General features: G+C 64.9%; 14 protein-coding genes. 10 read left to right on the top strand and 4 right to left on the bottom strand.

Annotated elements, in window-relative coordinates; translation table 11 throughout:
* Positions 1–4 precede the first annotated feature (4 nt).
* From AC1DYQ_RS18725 to AC1DYQ_RS18715, 3 genes are all read right to left on the bottom strand, one after another.
* A complete protein-coding gene (locus AC1DYQ_RS18725) occupies positions 5–664 on the bottom strand; it encodes an HAD family hydrolase (RefSeq protein ID WP_457279396.1) in 660 nt (219 codons plus the stop codon).
* Between the two features lie 66 nt (positions 665–730).
* Positions 731–1,345, bottom strand: coding sequence for a hypothetical protein (locus tag AC1DYQ_RS18720; protein ID WP_477688046.1), 615 nt, complete (start codon positions 1,343–1,345; stop codon positions 731–733).
* Positions 1,342–2,496 carry an RluA family pseudouridine synthase gene (locus AC1DYQ_RS18715; RefSeq protein ID WP_477688045.1) on the bottom strand — a complete coding sequence of 385 codons (1,155 nt, stop codon included), beginning with the start codon at positions 2,494–2,496 and terminating at the stop codon, positions 1,342–1,344. The genes AC1DYQ_RS18720 and AC1DYQ_RS18715 overlap by 4 nt, the downstream gene beginning before the upstream one ends.
* Positions 2,497–3,118: 622 nt before the next feature.
* On the opposite strand from AC1DYQ_RS18715, the gene AC1DYQ_RS18710 reads away from it, so the two are divergent.
* The 10 genes from AC1DYQ_RS18710 (at position 3,119) to AC1DYQ_RS18665 (ending at position 14,394) form a co-directional block, all read left to right on the top strand.
* Entirely contained in the window at positions 3,119–6,259 is a 3,141-nt protein-coding gene (locus AC1DYQ_RS18710) for an Rne/Rng family ribonuclease (RefSeq protein ID WP_477688044.1), read from the top strand.
* A 120-nt stretch (positions 6,260–6,379) separates the two neighbouring features.
* The gene (locus AC1DYQ_RS18705) at positions 6,380–6,892 is read left to right on the top strand and encodes an RDD family protein (RefSeq protein WP_477688043.1); all 513 of its coding nucleotides are present in this window, start codon (positions 6,380–6,382) and stop codon (positions 6,890–6,892) included.
* Between the two features lie 12 nt (positions 6,893–6,904).
* Positions 6,905–7,621 carry an RDD family protein gene (locus tag AC1DYQ_RS18700; RefSeq protein ID WP_477666230.1) on the top strand — a complete coding sequence of 239 codons (717 nt, stop codon included), beginning with the start codon at positions 6,905–6,907 and terminating at the stop codon, positions 7,619–7,621.
* Positions 7,618–8,610 carry a stage II sporulation protein M gene (locus tag AC1DYQ_RS18695; RefSeq protein ID WP_477671302.1) on the top strand — a complete coding sequence of 331 codons (993 nt, stop codon included), beginning with the start codon at positions 7,618–7,620 and terminating at the stop codon, positions 8,608–8,610. Before AC1DYQ_RS18700 ends, AC1DYQ_RS18695 begins: the two co-directional genes overlap by 4 nt.
* Positions 8,600–9,355, top strand: coding sequence for a hypothetical protein (locus AC1DYQ_RS18690; RefSeq protein ID WP_477688042.1), 756 nt, complete (start codon positions 8,600–8,602; stop codon positions 9,353–9,355). The genes AC1DYQ_RS18695 and AC1DYQ_RS18690 overlap by 11 nt, the downstream gene beginning before the upstream one ends.
* Positions 9,352–10,134: a DUF4129 domain-containing protein gene (locus AC1DYQ_RS18685; protein WP_477688041.1), complete on the top strand. Its 783-nt coding sequence runs from the start codon at positions 9,352–9,354 to the stop codon at positions 10,132–10,134. The genes AC1DYQ_RS18690 and AC1DYQ_RS18685 overlap by 4 nt, the downstream gene beginning before the upstream one ends.
* Positions 10,131–11,399, top strand: coding sequence for a DUF4350 domain-containing protein (locus tag AC1DYQ_RS18680; protein ID WP_477688040.1), 1,269 nt, complete (start codon positions 10,131–10,133; stop codon positions 11,397–11,399). The genes AC1DYQ_RS18685 and AC1DYQ_RS18680 overlap by 4 nt, the downstream gene beginning before the upstream one ends.
* 13 nt (positions 11,400–11,412) lie before the next feature.
* On the top strand, positions 11,413–12,408 hold the full coding sequence (locus AC1DYQ_RS18675; RefSeq protein ID WP_457279406.1) for an AAA family ATPase: 996 nt from the start codon (positions 11,413–11,415) through the stop codon (positions 12,406–12,408).
* 10 nt (positions 12,409–12,418) lie between these two features.
* Entirely contained in the window at positions 12,419–13,786 is a 1,368-nt protein-coding gene (locus AC1DYQ_RS18670) for a DUF58 domain-containing protein (protein ID WP_477688039.1), read from the top strand.
* A 65-nt stretch (positions 13,787–13,851) separates the two neighbouring features.
* Entirely contained in the window at positions 13,852–14,394 is a 543-nt protein-coding gene (locus tag AC1DYQ_RS18665) for a DUF805 domain-containing protein (protein WP_477688038.1), read from the top strand.
* Between the two features lie 57 nt (positions 14,395–14,451).
* On the opposite strand, the gene AC1DYQ_RS18660 is transcribed toward AC1DYQ_RS18665, so the two are convergent.
* Complete coding sequence (locus AC1DYQ_RS18660; RefSeq protein WP_477688037.1) at positions 14,452–15,735, bottom strand: heme biosynthesis HemY N-terminal domain-containing protein; 1,284 nt, start codon at positions 15,733–15,735, stop codon at positions 14,452–14,454.
* Positions 15,736–15,741: the final 6 nt, after the last annotated feature.

Below are 15,741 nucleotides of genomic sequence, written 5' to 3'. Positions count from 1 at the left end.
AAGGCTACCCGTTGGCCAGCAGCCAGTCGTGCAGTTCCTGCACCGAATGCGCGACATGGCGCGGCGACAGCGCGGTAAATGTGTCCGGCTCATGCGCGCCATAACTCACCCCCACACTGGCACAAGCAGCATTGACCGCCATCTGGAGGTCATGGGTGGTGTCGCCCACCATCAGCACGCGCCCCGCGGGAATACCGAACTCCGCCATGAGCTCATGCAGCATGCGCGGATCGGGCTTGCCTGCCGTCTCGTCAGCCGTGCGGGATCCGTCGAACACGCCTTTGAGCTCCACGGTGCGCAGTACTTCGTCAAGGCCGCGGCGCGACTTGCCGGTGGCCACCGCGAGCAGGTGACCGCGCGCTTTCAAAGCGTCGAGCAGGGGAAGCACGCCCTCAAACAGGCTCAGGTCGTCGTAATGCGCAGCATAGTGATGGCGGTAGCGCTCGCCCAGTTGGGGATACTTTTCAGGCGGCACATCAGGCGCTGCGTGAGCCAGCGCCTGCATGAGGCCCAGGCCGATGACGTAGCCGGCTTCCTTGTCGGTGGGGACCGTGCCGCCCACATCACGCACTGCGGCCTGGATACAGCGCACGATGATTTTGGTCGAATCAAACAGCGTGCCATCCCAATCGAAAGCGATCAGGTCGAAATTTCGGGTTTGCATGGGGATATATTGTCTTAGGGAACGCCGGCCTATGCGCGCACATGGACAAACGTTGAAATGCAGGCGTCAATTGTTCCGGTTTTTACGGAGCCACCACGACGAGAACCCGTGAATTGCGCCCAAGAAGACGCTTGCCAGGCCGAGCACCGTCAAATGGAACAGCGGTCCATAGTTTTCAAGAAACCCCCACCCTGAGTCGTCGAACGGATGCCGGTTGTGGGGGTTGTAAAAATACAGCGCATCCCATCCTTGTGTCACTGTCCCCGGATTCAGGGCCACAAAAGCGCACACACAAACCACCAGGCAGATTGCCGATCTGGAAACAACAAAACGAAATGCAGACACGGCGTTCAAGGAAGGCACCACCCGCCTGTTCAACAGCCAAAAAACCGCGGCCGCCAAAAGGGTGGGGAGCGGAAACAGAAGCATCGTTTCAACACGCCCCCACGACACCCAGAACATGAACTCCGTCAAAAGCGGCCAAAAGATGACCGAGGGCACTTCGCTCCACCGGAATTCGCCGCGCCCCAGCTCACCTGCCACCAGGTAATACGCCACACCGTACAGGGCAGGACCGGCAAAAACAAACATCAGCACTGTTCCGGCCAGGCCGCTGAACTTTCCCCGTATCGGCTTGGCTGCGCTGTTTGAGCCAAGCGCTTCAGGGCCCCCGCGAATCATGTAAAAACCTGCGCCGGTAAAAACTGTTGCAGTTCAGGCGGCAAAGGCGCCTGCAGGTGCACGACCTTGCGCAGTTTGGGGTGGTTAAATTTCAGGCTCCAGGCGTGCAGAAACATGCGTTTGAGCGATACCGTGCCCGGGGCGGACCTCTGCAGCGCCCGGTTCAGTTCAAAGTCGCCATACTTGTCGTCGCCGGCAATCGGATGACCTTCATTGGACAGGTGCACGCGGATCTGGTGGGTGCGGCCGGTCTTGATCGTGACTTCGAGCAAGGTAAAGGGCGTTGCGGGCGCCAGCAGACTGGCGGGAAAAGCCGACTTGACCTTGACCAGCGTCACCGAGCGCATGCCGTCGGGGTGATCGTTGGGCACCACTTTCACACGCCGCTCGCCATCGGGCAACAAATACTTGTGCAACGCCTTGTCGATCACGCGGTGATTGGCCGGCCAGTCGCCTCCGACGAGGGCCAGATAGACCTTGTCGGTTTCACGCTCACGGAACTGCTCCTGCAGCAGTTTGAGCGCCATACGTCGCTTGGCGATCAGCAAGATGCCGCTGGTTTCGCGGTCCAGCCGGTGCACCAGCTCCAGAAAGTCAGCCTCGGGCCTGGCCATGCGCAGCTGTTCGATCACGCCGAAGCTCACGCCGCTGCCACCGTGCACCGCCACACCGGCCGGTTTGTCGATAGCCAGCACAAAGTCGTCTTCAAAAAGAATCGGAAATTCGCGGGACGGCGCATAGCCACCCGTGGTCGAACTCGCACCGTGGCGGGCGATTTCCTGGGCCATGGCCTCGGCCTTTTGACCGGCCCGCTCGGAAGTGCGAACCGGCGGCAGGCGCACGATGTCGCCGGTTTCCACCCGCGTATCGGCCTGCGCCCGGCCTTTGTTCACCCTCACTTCGCCGCTTCGGATGATGCGGTAGACATGGGTTTTGGGCACGCCCTTGAGTTGGCGGATCAGGAAATTGTCGAGGCGCTGGCCCGCATAGTCTTCATCTACCGTCACCAGCGTGGCCTGCGGCGCAGCCGGGGCCGCCGCCTGGGGATTGGATGGTGCCGGGGTGGGCGCGGACACGGCTGCGGGCGGCCATACCGGTGTTTTCCCGGGTTTCCTTGCCAAGCCCTTTGCTGACCCTATAATGTGTTTCACTAGCGATGCGCTGTAAGTGGTTGATTTGTCTGGAGTTTAGTCCACGCAAGTCCCCGGCCCTGAAAAGGCAAACAAGCAGCCTCGCTGGAAGGTCGATGCCCACGCCGGCAATTGCCCGCAAGCGACGAGTGCCAGGCACCTCGCGGCGAGCGTCTTTGCACGGTAGAAGAGTCGACGTTTTGCGAACACAACCACGGAATACCATGTGTGCAGCCCAAGTCATGAACAACAGGCTGCATGCGGATCCAGTCGAGATCAAGTCCTTAACGGTAGCCCTCTGATGACAACACTGGTCAGTCTGATTTATATGTGCCTGCGGCGCCTCACGACATTCGTGGGCCCTGCTTTTGGCATAAATCAGCCGCCAGCCCTTGTACAGTGGGCGCAAGCAGCTACTCTTTTTGTAGCACCCACCCGTTTGACCCCTGCTCGCTCCATCCACGCGCCTACGCCCAGACCACGTCGCTGACCGATTCACTTCGGTCGGCCGCGCGCTGTCAAAAGCTCTCCGGCAATTCCTCCAGTTCGCACTGCGTCCCTCCGGCGTCGTTGGCCCATTTTGGGCATGTGATTGATGTTCAAGAGATGACATCAAAACGAAGAACGATAAGGAAGGCTACCCATGAAACGGATGCTGGTAAACGCCACACAGGCTGAAGAACGCCGTCTGGCGATCGTCGATGGACAAAAACTCCTCGACTACGAAATTGAAATTGAAGGGCGCGAACAGCGCAAGGGCAACATCTACAAGGCCGTCGTCACCCGCGTCGAGCCTTCGCTGGAAGCCTGCTTCGTCGACTACGGCGAAGACCGCCACGGCTTCCTGCCGTTCAAGGAAATCTCCAAGCAATACTTCGCCCAGGGCGTGCCCGTCAACCAGGCGCGCATCAACGATGTGATCCGTGAAGGCCAGGAACTGCTGGTCCAGGTCGAAAAAGAAGAACGCGGCAACAAGGGCGCAGCCCTCACCACCTTCGTGTCGCTCGCAGGCCGCTATGTGGTCCTGATGCCCAACAACCCGCGCGGCGGTGGCGTCAGCCGCCGCATCGAAGGCGAAGACCGGGCCGAACTCAAAGAGAACATGGATCAGCTGGAGTACCCCAACGGGATGTCCATCATTGCGCGCACCGCCGGCATTGGCCGCAGCGCGCCTGAGCTGCAGTGGGACCTGAACTACCTGCTCAAGCTCTGGACGGCCATTGATGGCGCCGGCAAGGGCGGCAAGGGTGCTTACCTGATTTACCAGGAATCCAGCCTCGTCATCCGCGCGATCCGCGACTACTTCAACAGCGACATCGGCGACATCCTGTTCGACACCGACGACGTTTACGAGCAGGCCCGCCAGTTCATGGCGCACGTCATGCCGGAGCATGAGCACCGCGTCAAACGCTACCGCGACGACGCGCCTCTGTTCAGCCGCTTCCAGATCGAGCACCAGATCGAGTCTGCCTATGCCCGCACCGTGCAGCTGCCTTCGGGCGGCGCCATCGTCATTGACCACACTGAAGCTCTGGTGTCGGTCGACGTGAACTCGGCCCGCGCCATCAAGGGCGGCGACATCGAAGAAACCGCCACCCGCACCAACCTTGAAGCCGCCGATGAAGTCGCGCGCCAGATGCGTTTGCGTGACCTGGGCGGCCTGATCGTCATCGACTTTATCGACATGGAAGAGTCGCGCAACCGCCGCGACGTGGAAAACCGCCTGCGCGACGCGCTGCGGCAAGACCGCGCCCGCGTGCAGTTCGGCACCATCAGCAAGTTCGGCCTCATGGAAATGAGCCGCCAGCGCCTGCGCCCCGCCCTGTCGGAAGGCGCATCCATCCCCTGCCCGCGTTGCGGCGGCTCCGGCCATATCCGCGACACCGAAAGCTCGGCGCTGCAGATCCTGCGCATCATCCAGGAAGAGTCCCTCAAGGACAGCACGGCCTCGGTGTTGTGCCAGGTCCCGGTTGACGTGGCGTCTTTCCTGCTGAATGAAAAGCGCTCCGAGATCGCCAAGATCGAAGTCAAGCAGCGCATCAACGTGCTGCTGGTGCCCAACAAGACGCTGGAGACCCCCAACTACCGCCTGGAACGCCTGAAACACGACGACCCGCGCCTGGACAACATCGCCGCCAGCTACAAGATGGCCGACGAAATCGAGGATCCGACCACCGTCACGCGCCGCAGCCAGGAAAAGCACAACAAGCAGGAGCCCATCATCAAGGGCGTCTTGCCCGACGCACCCGCGCCTGTGGCCCCGCCCAAGCCGGAAGTGGCGCCGCAAGCGGCTCCCAAGCCCCAGTCACGCCGCCCTGCCCCGGCAGCGGCCGCCCCTGCAGAAAAAGGCTTCTTCGGCTGGATCAAGAGCCTGTTCGGCGGCGCGGAAGCACCAGCTCCGGCACCTGCCGCCAAAGAAGTGAAAAAAGACGAGCGCGGCGAAGGCCGGCGTGAAGGCCGCGATGGCCGTGGTGATGGACGCGGTGAGCGTTCGGACCGTGGCGGCGAACGCGGAGGCCGCGACGGCCGCCGCGGTGGACGTGGCCGCAGCGAAGGACGCGGCGGTGAAGGCCGAGGCGAAAACCGCGAAGGACGCGAACCTCGCCCAGAAGGCCAGGCCCAAGGTCGCGGCGAAGGCCGCAATGAAGGCCGTGGCGGCGAGCGCCGTGAACGCAACCCGGAAGGCCGCAACGAAGCCGGCCGCCAGGAACGCCCAGCCGGTGAAGCCCGCGGCGAAAGCCGTCCTGAAAATGCCGGCGACCAGCCCCGCAGCGAAAACCCCGGCCGCGAAGGCCGCGGCCGCCGCGAGCGCGGTGAACGTGGCGAGCGCGGCGGCGAGCGCATCCAGCGCGACCCCGTCGAGCAGGACCTCGCACTGGCCAACCAGGCCGCCATGGCAGCCGCCATGGGTGGTGAAGCCGGCGAGCCGCGCCAGGAACGCGCGCCGCAAGACGGCGAGCGCCCACAAGGCAACCGTGAACCGCGTGGTGAGCGCGGTGAAGGCCGCCGTGACCGCGGCGACCGCAACGGCCGTCGCAACGACCGCCGAGGCGACCGCCCTGAAGGCGCAGCCGAAGGGCAGAACGCTGCCGCCGAAGGCAGCGCCGGCTTCAACCCTGAAGCCGCAGCGGCAGCCCCCGTGCTGGATGACGCCGGCAATGTGATTGCACCCGCTCAAAACGGCCAGGGCGACGAACAGCGCCAGCCACGCGAACGCCGCAGCCGCGACCGTTATGGCCGTGACCGCCGCGAACGTGGTGAAAACGGTGAGCGCAATGAGCAGCCCGCAGAAGCCGGTGCACCCGCTGCCCAAGGCGAGTTTTCAGAACCAAATCAGCCGCAAGCCCATGAACAGCGTGCGCAAGCAGCTCCTGAATTTGTAGCAGATGTGGTTGCCGCCGCTCCTGTTGCAGCGCCTGCCCCCGCCTATGTGGCACCTGTCGCCGTGGCTGCGCCAGCACCGGTCGCAGCGCCGGCGCCTGCTCGCGCACCCGCTCCAGCCGCTGCGCCGCAAGCCGCCACCCTGCCCAAGGTCCAGTCTTACGACTTGCCTCTGCAGGACCTGGTTCAGGTCGCCCAGTCTTCAGGCTTGCAGTGGGTCAACTCTGACGCTGCCAAGATCGCCGAAGCCAAGGCCGCTATCGCCGCCGAAGTCAAACCCGTCCACGTGCCGCGCGAGCGTCCACCGCTGGTGGTGTCCGACGAAGGCCCACTGGTGCTGGTTGAGACCAAGCGCGACCTGGGCGCTGTGAAGCTGCCTTTCGAGCAGTCAGCCGGTCAGTGAGCACCCTCCTTTAGCCGCGTGAACGGCTGATCTCCCAATAGGCCCGCAGACGCGGGCTTTTTTTATGCCGTGAAACAGGCTCTAGAATCAGCCAATAAAACCGGCAAGAGGGAGAGGACGATGGACAACCCGCAGCACGATGCGCGCTACGCGCCGCCGCAGGCCAATGTGGAAGATGTAGCCGCAACGACCGAAGGCCCGCAACTGGCCGGCCGCGGCCAGCGGCTTGGTGCCGTCATACTTGATACTGTTTTCCTGAGCCTGGTGCTTTGGCTGGTGTCGGTACTGACACCCTACAACCCTTGGGACACCTCAGGGCGTAGCGCGTGGTCCGCCGTCGATCCCGTGGGCATGGTCGTCAGTACCCTGCTTTTCCTGCTGCTCAACGGCTATCTGCTCGCAACGCGGGGGCAGACGATTGGCAAAGTCCTGCTCAAGATACGCATTACCAGGCCTTCGGGCGAAGCCGTTTCCAACGTGCGCCTGGCTTTGCGCTATGGCGTGGGTTACGCGGCCAGCCTCATAGCGGTCGTGATCTGGATCTATTCGCTGATCGATTGCCTGCTGATCTTTCGCAAGTCCCGCCGCTGCCTGCACGACGAGATTGCCGACACCATCGTCGTCAAGGCCTGAGCCCCCACGCCCGTGACAACCGCGCGCCTCGATACGCTGTACACGGCCGAAACGCCGGAGGGCATCACATTGTCCTTACGGCCCGCCGGCATCGTGGCACGCGGGCAAGCCTACCTGATCGACCTGGCCATACGGTCCTGCCTGTTTATCGCTGTGGCCGTAGTGGTCGGCGTAATGGGCAAGGCGGGCGCGGCAATCCTGTTGGTGACCTACTTCGGCCTCGAGTGGTTTTATCCCGTGGTGTTCGAGTTGACCCGCGCCGCAGCCACCCCTGGCAAGCGTGCGATGGGCTTGCGTGTGGTGATGGATTCCGGCCTGCCGGTAACGCCCGCCGCCTCGCTGACCCGCAACCTCCTGCGGGCCGCCGACTTCATGCCGGCGCTATTTGGTGCCGGGCTGCTCTGCGTCCTCTGGCGCAGCGACAGCAAGCGGCTGGGTGACCTGGCCGCCGGTACCCTTGTGGTGTTTAGCGAATCCGTCAAGCTTCATGGCGATGTTCCCTTGGCTGATCCGCTGGCCCCCGCACGGCCGCTATCCGCGACCGAACAGGCCTCGGTGCTCTCCTGGGCCGGCCGTGCAACGCGATTAACCCCTGAACGTTTCGGCGAACTCGCAGCGCTGGCAGAGCCCGTGCTTGGCACGGGTGTGCCAGGCAGCAGCGCCACACAACGCCTGCTCGGGCTGGCGCAATGGCTGATGGGCCGGCGTGAAGGAGACGCGCGCCGATGACGCCTCTGCAATTTGAAGCCCTGTATGCGCCCCTCTGGACCGAACTCGAGACGGTGATCGGTATCGCCGAAACCCAGCGCAAGTTCGACGGTGCGCGGCTGGCCACCCTCTACCGCCGTGTTTGCGAGCACCTGGCGCTGGCGCAGGCTCGCGCCTATCCCGTTCACCTGACGCAAAGGCTCGAAACATTGACGCAAGGCGCGCATCGGCTGATCTACCGGCAGCACGACTACGGCCTGGCGCGCCTTGGACGGCTGGCGCTGGTTGACTTCCCGCAAGCCGTACGCGCACACCGGGCCTACCTGCTGGTGGCGTTCCTGCTGTTCGTGCTGCCGCTGCTGGCTGCCGGCCTGGCGACTTACCGCGACCCCGGCTTCATCCTGCACTTGATGGACGCGGCGCAAGTGCAGCAGTTCGACGGCATGTACAGCGACAGCGCAAGGTCCTTCGGGCGCAACCGCGACGCCGGCGGCGACTGGCAGATGTTCGGCTATTACGTCATGCACAACATCGGCATCGGTTTTCGCTGCTTCGCGGCCGGCATCTTCGGCGGGGTCGGCAGCGCCGGCGTGTTGCTGTTCAACGGCGTGCAGATAGGCGCCGTCGGCGGCTACCTGATCGCCGCCGGCCACGGGCAGAACTTCTGCTCCTTCGTCATCACCCACGGCGCCTTTGAACTGACCGCCATCGTGCTGGCGGGCGCGGCAGGACTCAGGCTGGGCTATGCACTGATCGCGCCGGGCCGGCATACCCGGCTAGAGGCGCTCCGGCTGGCGGCCCGCCACGCTATCGTGGTGATTTACGGCGTCATCGGCCTCCTTCTGATCGCTGCCGCCGTCGAGGCCTTCTGGTCTTCGGCGCGATGGGTCACGCCCGCTGTGAAATATGGTGCGGGCGCAGCCTGCTGGGCGCTGGTGCTGGCTTACCTCGGGTGGCAGGGAAGGCCGCGCGCCGTCCCCGCGGACCCCGGAAAACACCATGCAGGTTGATGCACTCGCCGTCGCACTGCGGCCGCGGCCCATGGCCGAAGCCGCCGATCTGGGCGTCGCACTGGTGCGTCGCCATGCCGATTCCATCTGGCGCACTTTCCTGCCCATGTATGTGGTCGTCATCGCGCTGGTTCTGTGCACGGCGGAGTTTGCCGGCTGGCTCCCCGGGCTGTTGATTTTCTGGCTCAAGCCCTGGTTTGACCGTACCTTGTTGTTCATCCTGTCACGCGCGGTGTTCGGCCAGCCCACGCGGTGGAACGACCTCTGGCAGCGCCGTGGGATGGTTTGGGGCGGCCAGTTGCTCCGGACACTGCTGTGGCGGCGCCTGTCCCCCTGGCGTTCATTCACGCAGGCCGTCGATCAGCTCGAAGGCCAACGCGGCGGCGCCAGGCGCAAGCGGCGCGACCAATTGCTGCGCGGGCGCCGTGGTGCGGGCGCCGGCATGCAGATGATTTTTGCCAATGTCGAGATCGCGCTCGAACTCTCGATCCTGTCGGCGCTGCTGTGGTTCGCTCCTGAAGGCAGCTTCGGAGACGTCTGGCGTTGGCTGCTCGACTCGGAGGCTTCAGCGCAAAGCCTGCTTTTTGCCGCGGTGTACGCTTTCGTCGTCGGTTTGATCGAGCCCTTTTTTGTGGCCGCCGGATTTGCGATGTACCTGAACCGGCGCGTCGAGCTCGAGGCCTGGGACATCGAACAGGAATTCCGCCGTGCTTTCACCTCCGCAGCGGCTAAAGGCCGGCCATGATGGCTTCTCGCCACGCCGCCGCAAGGTGCTTTTCATGGCGATGGGCCGCGGCCTGCGTCGTGATGGCGGGTATGCCATCGTGGGCCAACCCGGCTGCGGCGCCAGCCGAGCCGCCCTCGCGCCAGCAGGTGCAATCGGCCGCCGACCGGGTTCGTGCCGATCCCAACTTGCCCGGCAGCAAGAGCGAAAAATCCCTGCGCTTCAAGAGCCAGGACAAAAAGCCGGAAGACAAAAAGAAGGATCGCGACAGCCTCAACTGGCTCAAGGATTTGGTGGCCAAGGTGTCCGAGGGCGCGCGCCTGCTGGTGTGGGCGCTGGGCGCGCTGGCCCTGGCCTGGCTGGTGGTCGGCATACGGCGCTGGGTGAAGGTGCGGGCCGGCGGCGGTCGGCACCGGATGGCGCCCCTGCCCAGCCATATCGGCAGCCTGGACATACGGCCTGAAAGCCTGCCCGACGACGTGGGCTCCGAGGTCGCCTCGCTCTGGCAGCGCGGCCAGCGGCGGCCCGCGCTGTCACTGCTTTACCGCGGCGCGCTCTCGCGCTTGGTGCACCTGCATGCGGTGCCCATCCGCAACGCCAGCACCGAAGGCGAATGCGTGACGCTCAGCGAGGGCCGGCTGGCGCCCATGTCGCTGGAGTTTTTTTCGCGGCTGGTAGCCGCCTGGCAGCTGGCGGCCTACGGCGGGCGCCTGCCGGCCACGGCCGGCGTGCTGGCGCTGTGCGCCGAATTTGACGCCCGGCTGGGCGCACCGGCCGGGCCGGCGAAGGCGGCGGCATGAGAGACCGGCTGGTGCTGGTCCTGCTGGGCGTGCTGCTGCTGGCGGGCGGCGCCTGGCTGATGTCGGCCACTGAATGGGTCGATGCCGACACGCCCACGCCGGCCAAGGGCGAAGCACTTAGCAACCCGCTTTACGCCACCGAAAAACTGCTGGTCGCCCTGGGTGCGCGGGTCGTGCGACACAAAGGCCTGGATGCCATGCCGCCGCCGCAAGCCCGGCTGGTGCTGGTGTCGCGCAACTGGGACCTGTTCCCCGAACGCGCGCAGCGCCTGCGTGCCTGGGTGGCGCAGGGCGGGCACCTGGTCATCCCGGGCTTCCTGGCCAGCCATAAATCGCTAAAGGACTGGCTACCCGTCACGGAGCAAAGCCCCTTGAAGTGGGAGTCGCCCGCGATGCCGCCGCGCCCATTGGCCAAACCCGTCAAGGACATGGACTGCCGCGCGCTGGAAGAGCCCGCCGAGGTCATCGCGAGCTACGGCGACAGCCGTGTCTATCGCGCCTGCGGCGCATATTTCAGCCCCCAGTACCTGCCGGTGAATCGGCTGGCCGCACCGCTGTGGTCCCTACGCGGCACGGCCGGCACCGAGGCCGTGCGCGTGCAGGTCGGCCAGGGCACGGTCACCGTGCTCGGTGGATGGAACCTGCTTGACAATAGCAACCTGCTGCGCGCCGACAATGCGCAGCTGGCGGCCGCGGCATTGCAGGCGCGCGCCGGCACTGAATTCTGGTTTGTCGCCGAAGAGGCCCGGGAGCCCTTCATGCCCTGGCTGTGGCACCAGGCCTGGGTTGCCCTGTTGCTCGGCTTGCTGGCACTGGCGCTGGCACTGTGGCGCGCCAGCGTGCGCTTCGGGCCGTTGGCAGCGTCCGCAAGCGCTCACCGGCGCTCGATGGCGGAGCAAGTGCGCGGTACGGCGCGTTTTCTGCATATGCACGGGCCGAAGGCCTTGCATACAGCGCAGCTTCGCGCGCTGCACGAGTCGGCCACCCGGCAATTGCGCCGGTTTTCACAGCTTGATCCGAAGCAACGCACAGTCGAGATCGCACGCGCCACCGGCCTGGACGCCCTGTTGCTGGAACGCGCCCAGGCAGTCAGGTCGCGCAACCCCGGCGTGCTGGCCGCCGACCTGGAATTGATCGAAACCGCCCGCCGGCGCCTCGACGCCACGGGGCCCGACACGCGGCCGCCAACAGCTTTCACGTCTCCCGTTTCACCTGGCGCCTCACCCAGCACCTCATCTGCCGCTTCATCTCCTCCTTCATCCTGAACCGAGAAACACCATGTCATTCATTCCCAACGAAGAACTGAGCCGCGCAGCCGAGTCGCTGCAAACCCTGCGCCAGGAGGTCGGCAAAGCCGTGGTCGGCCAATCGGAAGCCGTCGACCAGACCCTGGTGGCGCTGGTCGCATCCGGCCACGTCCTGATTGAGGGTGTACCGGGACTGGGCAAGACATTGCTGGCGCGCGCATTGGCGCAGGCCATGAGCCTGCGCTACGCCCGCGTGCAATTCACGCCCGACCTGATGCCTTCGGACATCACGGGTCATTCCGTGCTGGACCCATCGACCCGGAGCGAAGCCGGCATCGGCACGCTGCGGGTACACCAGGGGCCGGTCTTCACGCACCTGCTGCTGGCGGATGAAATCAACCGCGCACCAGCCAAAACCCAGAGCGCCTTGCTTGAAGTGATGCAGGAATACCAGGTCACGCTCGAAGGAAAGGCCATGCCGCTGCCCCGTCCCTTCATGGTGATGGCGACACAAAACCCGATCGATACCGAGGGCACCTACCCTCTGCCGGAGGCGCAGCTGGACCGGTTCCTGCTCAAGATCAACATCGACTTCCCCAGCCATGCTGAAGAAAAGGCGATCGTGCAGCTGACCACCGGCCAGCGTGCCGGCAACCAGTTGCCGCTTGATGCGGTCAGGCCGTGCCTGGACGACGCGCAGGTGCTTGAACTGCAGCGGCTGGCCAGCCTGGTGCAGGCGCACGAGCAGGTCATTGACTATGCGGTCCGCATCGCCCGCGCCACACGCGACTGGCCAGGCCTTTCGTCGGGGGCAGGGCCGCGCGGCACCATGGCCCTGGTACGGGCTGCGCGGGCCGGCGCGCTCATGCACGGACGGGACTTCATCACGCCCGACGATGTGGCACGGCAGGCCCTGCCGGCCTTGCGCCACCGGGTGATGATTTCGCCCGATGCGCAGCTGGAAGGACTGGGTGTTGACGACTTGCTGCGCAGTGCCTTGGGCAGCGTCCAGGCCCCCCGTCTCTAGGCCGCAACTCATGCGCTGGTTGGTGATCCCCGCAAAAACGACTGTCAGGGTGCTGGCTTGCATCACGGCGGCCGCCGCACTGGCCTTGCTCGGGGGTTTGCCGGTTGACCGGGTCGCGATACTGGCCGGCGCCGTCTTGCTGGCGGCGCTGGCAGGCGCCATTTTTGATCTCTGGCGCAGCCTGCGCCTGTGGAGGACAGCGCCGCTGCGCATTGAGCGCACGCTGCCCGGCGCTTTTTCACTGGGCGTGCCAACGGTGGTGACACTGGCGCTGGTCAATGACGGTCACCTGGCCTGGGCAGTGACGGTGTTCGATGAGGTCGATCCGCGGTTTACCTTTGAAGGCCTGCCACAGGCCGTCACCGTACCACCGGCTTCGCGCGCCGAGTTGCGATACACGGTGACCGCGAGAGAGCGTGGCGTCGCCCTTTTCGGCACGACCCAGCTGCGCTGGCACACCCGCGGCGGCTGTTTTGAGGTGCAGCAGGCGCTGGGCCAGCCCGGGAAGCTGCGTGTCTATCCCAACTTTGCAGCACTGGCCCGCTATGCGTGGCTTTCCGGTGACCGGCGGCTCGCCCAGATCGGCATTAAGACCTATGTCCAGCGCGGGCTGGGCACTGATTTCCGCCAGCTTGCTGATTACAAAACCGGGGACTCCCTGCGGCACATCGACTGGAAGGCCACACTGCGCCACCAGCGGCCCATCGTGCGTGAATTCCAGGACGACCGCGACCAGTGTGTGTTTTTCCTGCTCGACTGCGGCCGCCGCATGCGCGCTGATGAAAGCAGCCTGGAGCAAGAGCTGCGCGGCAGCAGCCATTTCGACGAGGCCCTCAACGCGCTGATGCTGCTGAGCTATGTCGCACTGAAAGAAGGCGACGAGGTCGGCGCAATGACTTTCGGCGGTTTGCCCGGGCATCGGCGTGACTTTGCGCCCCGCAAAGGCGCCGCCACACTGAATGCCCTCATGAATCGCCTGCACGACATCCAGCCCGGCGCCACGCATTCGGACTATCTCATGGCGGCGCAGGAACTGCTGCGTGTACAGCGTCGCCGTGCACTGGTGATAGTGCTCACAAACTTCCGCGACGAGGATTCGGCTGAGCTGCGTCCCGCGCTCAAACTGTTACGCCGCAAGCACCTCGTCCTGGTGGCGAGCCTGCGCGAGCGGGTGCTTGGCCGTATCACCGGCCAGGCGCTGTCCAGCCCGGCGGACGCCGTGGATGTCGCGGCGGCCCACCTGTTCGGGCAGTCGCGGCGCGATGCCTTTGCGCGGGTGGTCGGCAATGACCCGCTGTCGATGGATGTGGAGCCGACGCAACTGGCCGTGTCGCTGGTGAACCGCTACCACGCGGTCAAACGCGCCGGCCTGCTGTAAGCGGGCATTGCATTCAGCCCGGCAGCGGTTATTCTTCGTTTTTCAACAACAGGAGGGAAAGAGAAATGTCTGAAGCCATGAATCCTTATGCCGCACCGCGCGCGGCTGTCGCTGATGTCTATGACCGTGAGGGAGATACACAACCCGTCAAGTGGTTCTCTGCCAGGGGTCGCGTCGGACGCATGCGGTATCTGGCCCGCACCTTTGTGGGCTACCTGCTTTTGCTGGTAGGCGTCTTCGGACTCAGCATGCTGGCAGGCGCTGCCGGCGCCGGCGCCGCAGCGGGCATTGTTGGTTTCGTGGTCATGATTCCCTATTTTCTTTTTCTCATCCTGCTGACTATCCAGCGCAGCCACGACATGGGATGGAGCGGCTGGACGGCGATCCTGGCCTTCATCCCCCTGGTGGGATTGGTCTGGATTTTCAATTCGGGAACCCAGGGCAGCAACCGCTTTGGCGCCCCTCCGCCTCCCAACACCACGCTGGTCAAAATCGGCGCCCTGATGTTTCCCATCATCATGGTCATCGGCATCATCGCCGCCATCGCTTTGCCGGCTTACCAGGGTTATGTGCAGCGGGCCAAAGCGGCCCAGATGGTCAAGCCCTAAACCTGCCACGGCGGGCGGCATGCCCGCCAGGAGCGAGGCGCGCGCTCAGAGCCTGTCTTATATCTGCGCGGCGCGCTTGTAGGCTTGCGCAGCGCCCGCCTCGTCCTCACGCTGCTCAGCCAGCAGCGCCAGGGCGCGCCAGGCATTGCGGTGAAGCGTTACATCCTGAAGCGCCGGCGCCGCCTGCGTCAGCAACTGGCGGGACTTGCCCCAGAGCTGGCGGCTCAGGCAAGCCATGCCCGCCAAGTACTGCAGGTTGGCATCGCGTGGACGGCTGAGCTGTGCGTTTTCAATGCGGGCCAGCCAGGCCGCGTCCAGCGAATCCAGGCCGGCTTCGAGGACACCGATCAGCTTGATGCGCAGGTTGTCGCCGATCTCCGAGCGCGGCTGCATCATGCGGTCCCAGACCTGCAGGAGCCAGCTGCGGGCCAGTTCCGGGTCACCGTGCAGCGCCATCAGGCGCGACGCCGCATGCACCACCAGCTCGGGCATGGCGCGTTCGGTGTCATCCAGCGAGAACCAGGCCTGCTGCAGCTGCGCGGGGTCGTGCGCATCGTTCAGCAGCTCCAGGGCCAGACCGCGCACAATGCTTTGCGCCGCCGCCTGCGAAAAAGCGCGGTGCTTGGCCAGCAGGCGCGCGGTTTCCAGCGCTTGCGCCGTGTGCCGCGCATGCCGCGAGGCGCGCAGCTTCATGCGCAGGGCCAGCGTGCGGCGCGATGCCCCCTGCGGAAGCTGGCCCAGCCAATCCAGTGCCGCACCCGCGTCACGATCGTCCAGCGCCCAGCGAGCCGCACGGAACTGCACGCCCTCGCGCACTTCCTGCGCATGGCGTGAACTCTTCAACGCCAATTGCAGGTGCTGGTCGCGCAAGCTCTTGTTTTGGAGCGCCTGCGCGGCTTCGGCCACCAGAAGATGGGCCAGCGAACGCAACTGTCTGCCGCGGCTGGTGCTGTGGCCTGTCACATGGCCGGATTCGTCGGTCAGCAGGTTCAGGCTCTTTGCCTGCGCAAGCGCATTTTGTGCCGACTTGGTCGAACGGATGTAGCGCCCCGCCAGCAGATGCGCCAGAGAGTCCATGAGAGCGCCGTACATGGCACGCTCTTTTTGCTGGGCACGCCAGCGCCTGGCTTCCGCCGGCAGCGAAAACACCGCCGACAGCGCGCGCAAGGCCAGATACAACACCAGGAAAAGCGCTGCCAGCAGCATCACCATCAGGTTGAAGGAAATATCGACACGGTGCGGCGGCCAGAAGATGGTGACCACGGCCTGGTTGTTGCCCGTAAACAGGGCCACGGCAACAGCCACGCCAAACAGGGCCAAAAGCCAGAGGGCGGCGCGCATGCTGGT

Source organism: Polaromonas sp. P1_F4 (assembly GCF_056405675.1).
Note: the sequence above shows the minus strand (reverse complement) of the source record. Positions and strands in the feature narration are given on the sequence as shown.

Coding starts and splice junctions, on each gene's coding strand:
- AC1DYQ_RS18725 (WP_457279396.1), bottom strand. CDS start 664: ATGCAAACCCGAAATTTCGACCTGATCGCTTTCGATTGGGATGGCACG.
- AC1DYQ_RS18720 (WP_477688046.1), bottom strand. CDS start 1,345: ATGATTCGCGGGGGCCCTGAAGCGCTTGGCTCAAACAGCGCAGCCAAG.
- AC1DYQ_RS18710 (WP_477688044.1), top strand. CDS start 3,119: ATGAAACGGATGCTGGTAAACGCCACACAGGCTGAAGAACGCCGTCTG.
- AC1DYQ_RS18705 (WP_477688043.1), top strand. CDS start 6,380: ATGGACAACCCGCAGCACGATGCGCGCTACGCGCCGCCGCAGGCCAAT.
- AC1DYQ_RS18695 (WP_477671302.1), top strand. CDS start 7,618: ATGACGCCTCTGCAATTTGAAGCCCTGTATGCGCCCCTCTGGACCGAA.
- AC1DYQ_RS18690 (WP_477688042.1), top strand. CDS start 8,600: ATGCAGGTTGATGCACTCGCCGTCGCACTGCGGCCGCGGCCCATGGCC.
- AC1DYQ_RS18685 (WP_477688041.1), top strand. CDS start 9,352: ATGATGGCTTCTCGCCACGCCGCCGCAAGGTGCTTTTCATGGCGATGG.
- AC1DYQ_RS18680 (WP_477688040.1), top strand. CDS start 10,131: ATGAGAGACCGGCTGGTGCTGGTCCTGCTGGGCGTGCTGCTGCTGGCG.
- AC1DYQ_RS18675 (WP_457279406.1), top strand. CDS start 11,413: ATGTCATTCATTCCCAACGAAGAACTGAGCCGCGCAGCCGAGTCGCTG.
- AC1DYQ_RS18670 (WP_477688039.1), top strand. CDS start 12,419: ATGCGCTGGTTGGTGATCCCCGCAAAAACGACTGTCAGGGTGCTGGCT.
- AC1DYQ_RS18665 (WP_477688038.1), top strand. CDS start 13,852: ATGTCTGAAGCCATGAATCCTTATGCCGCACCGCGCGCGGCTGTCGCT.
- AC1DYQ_RS18660 (WP_477688037.1), bottom strand. CDS start 15,735: ATGCGCGCCGCCCTCTGGCTTTTGGCCCTGTTTGGCGTGGCTGTTGCC.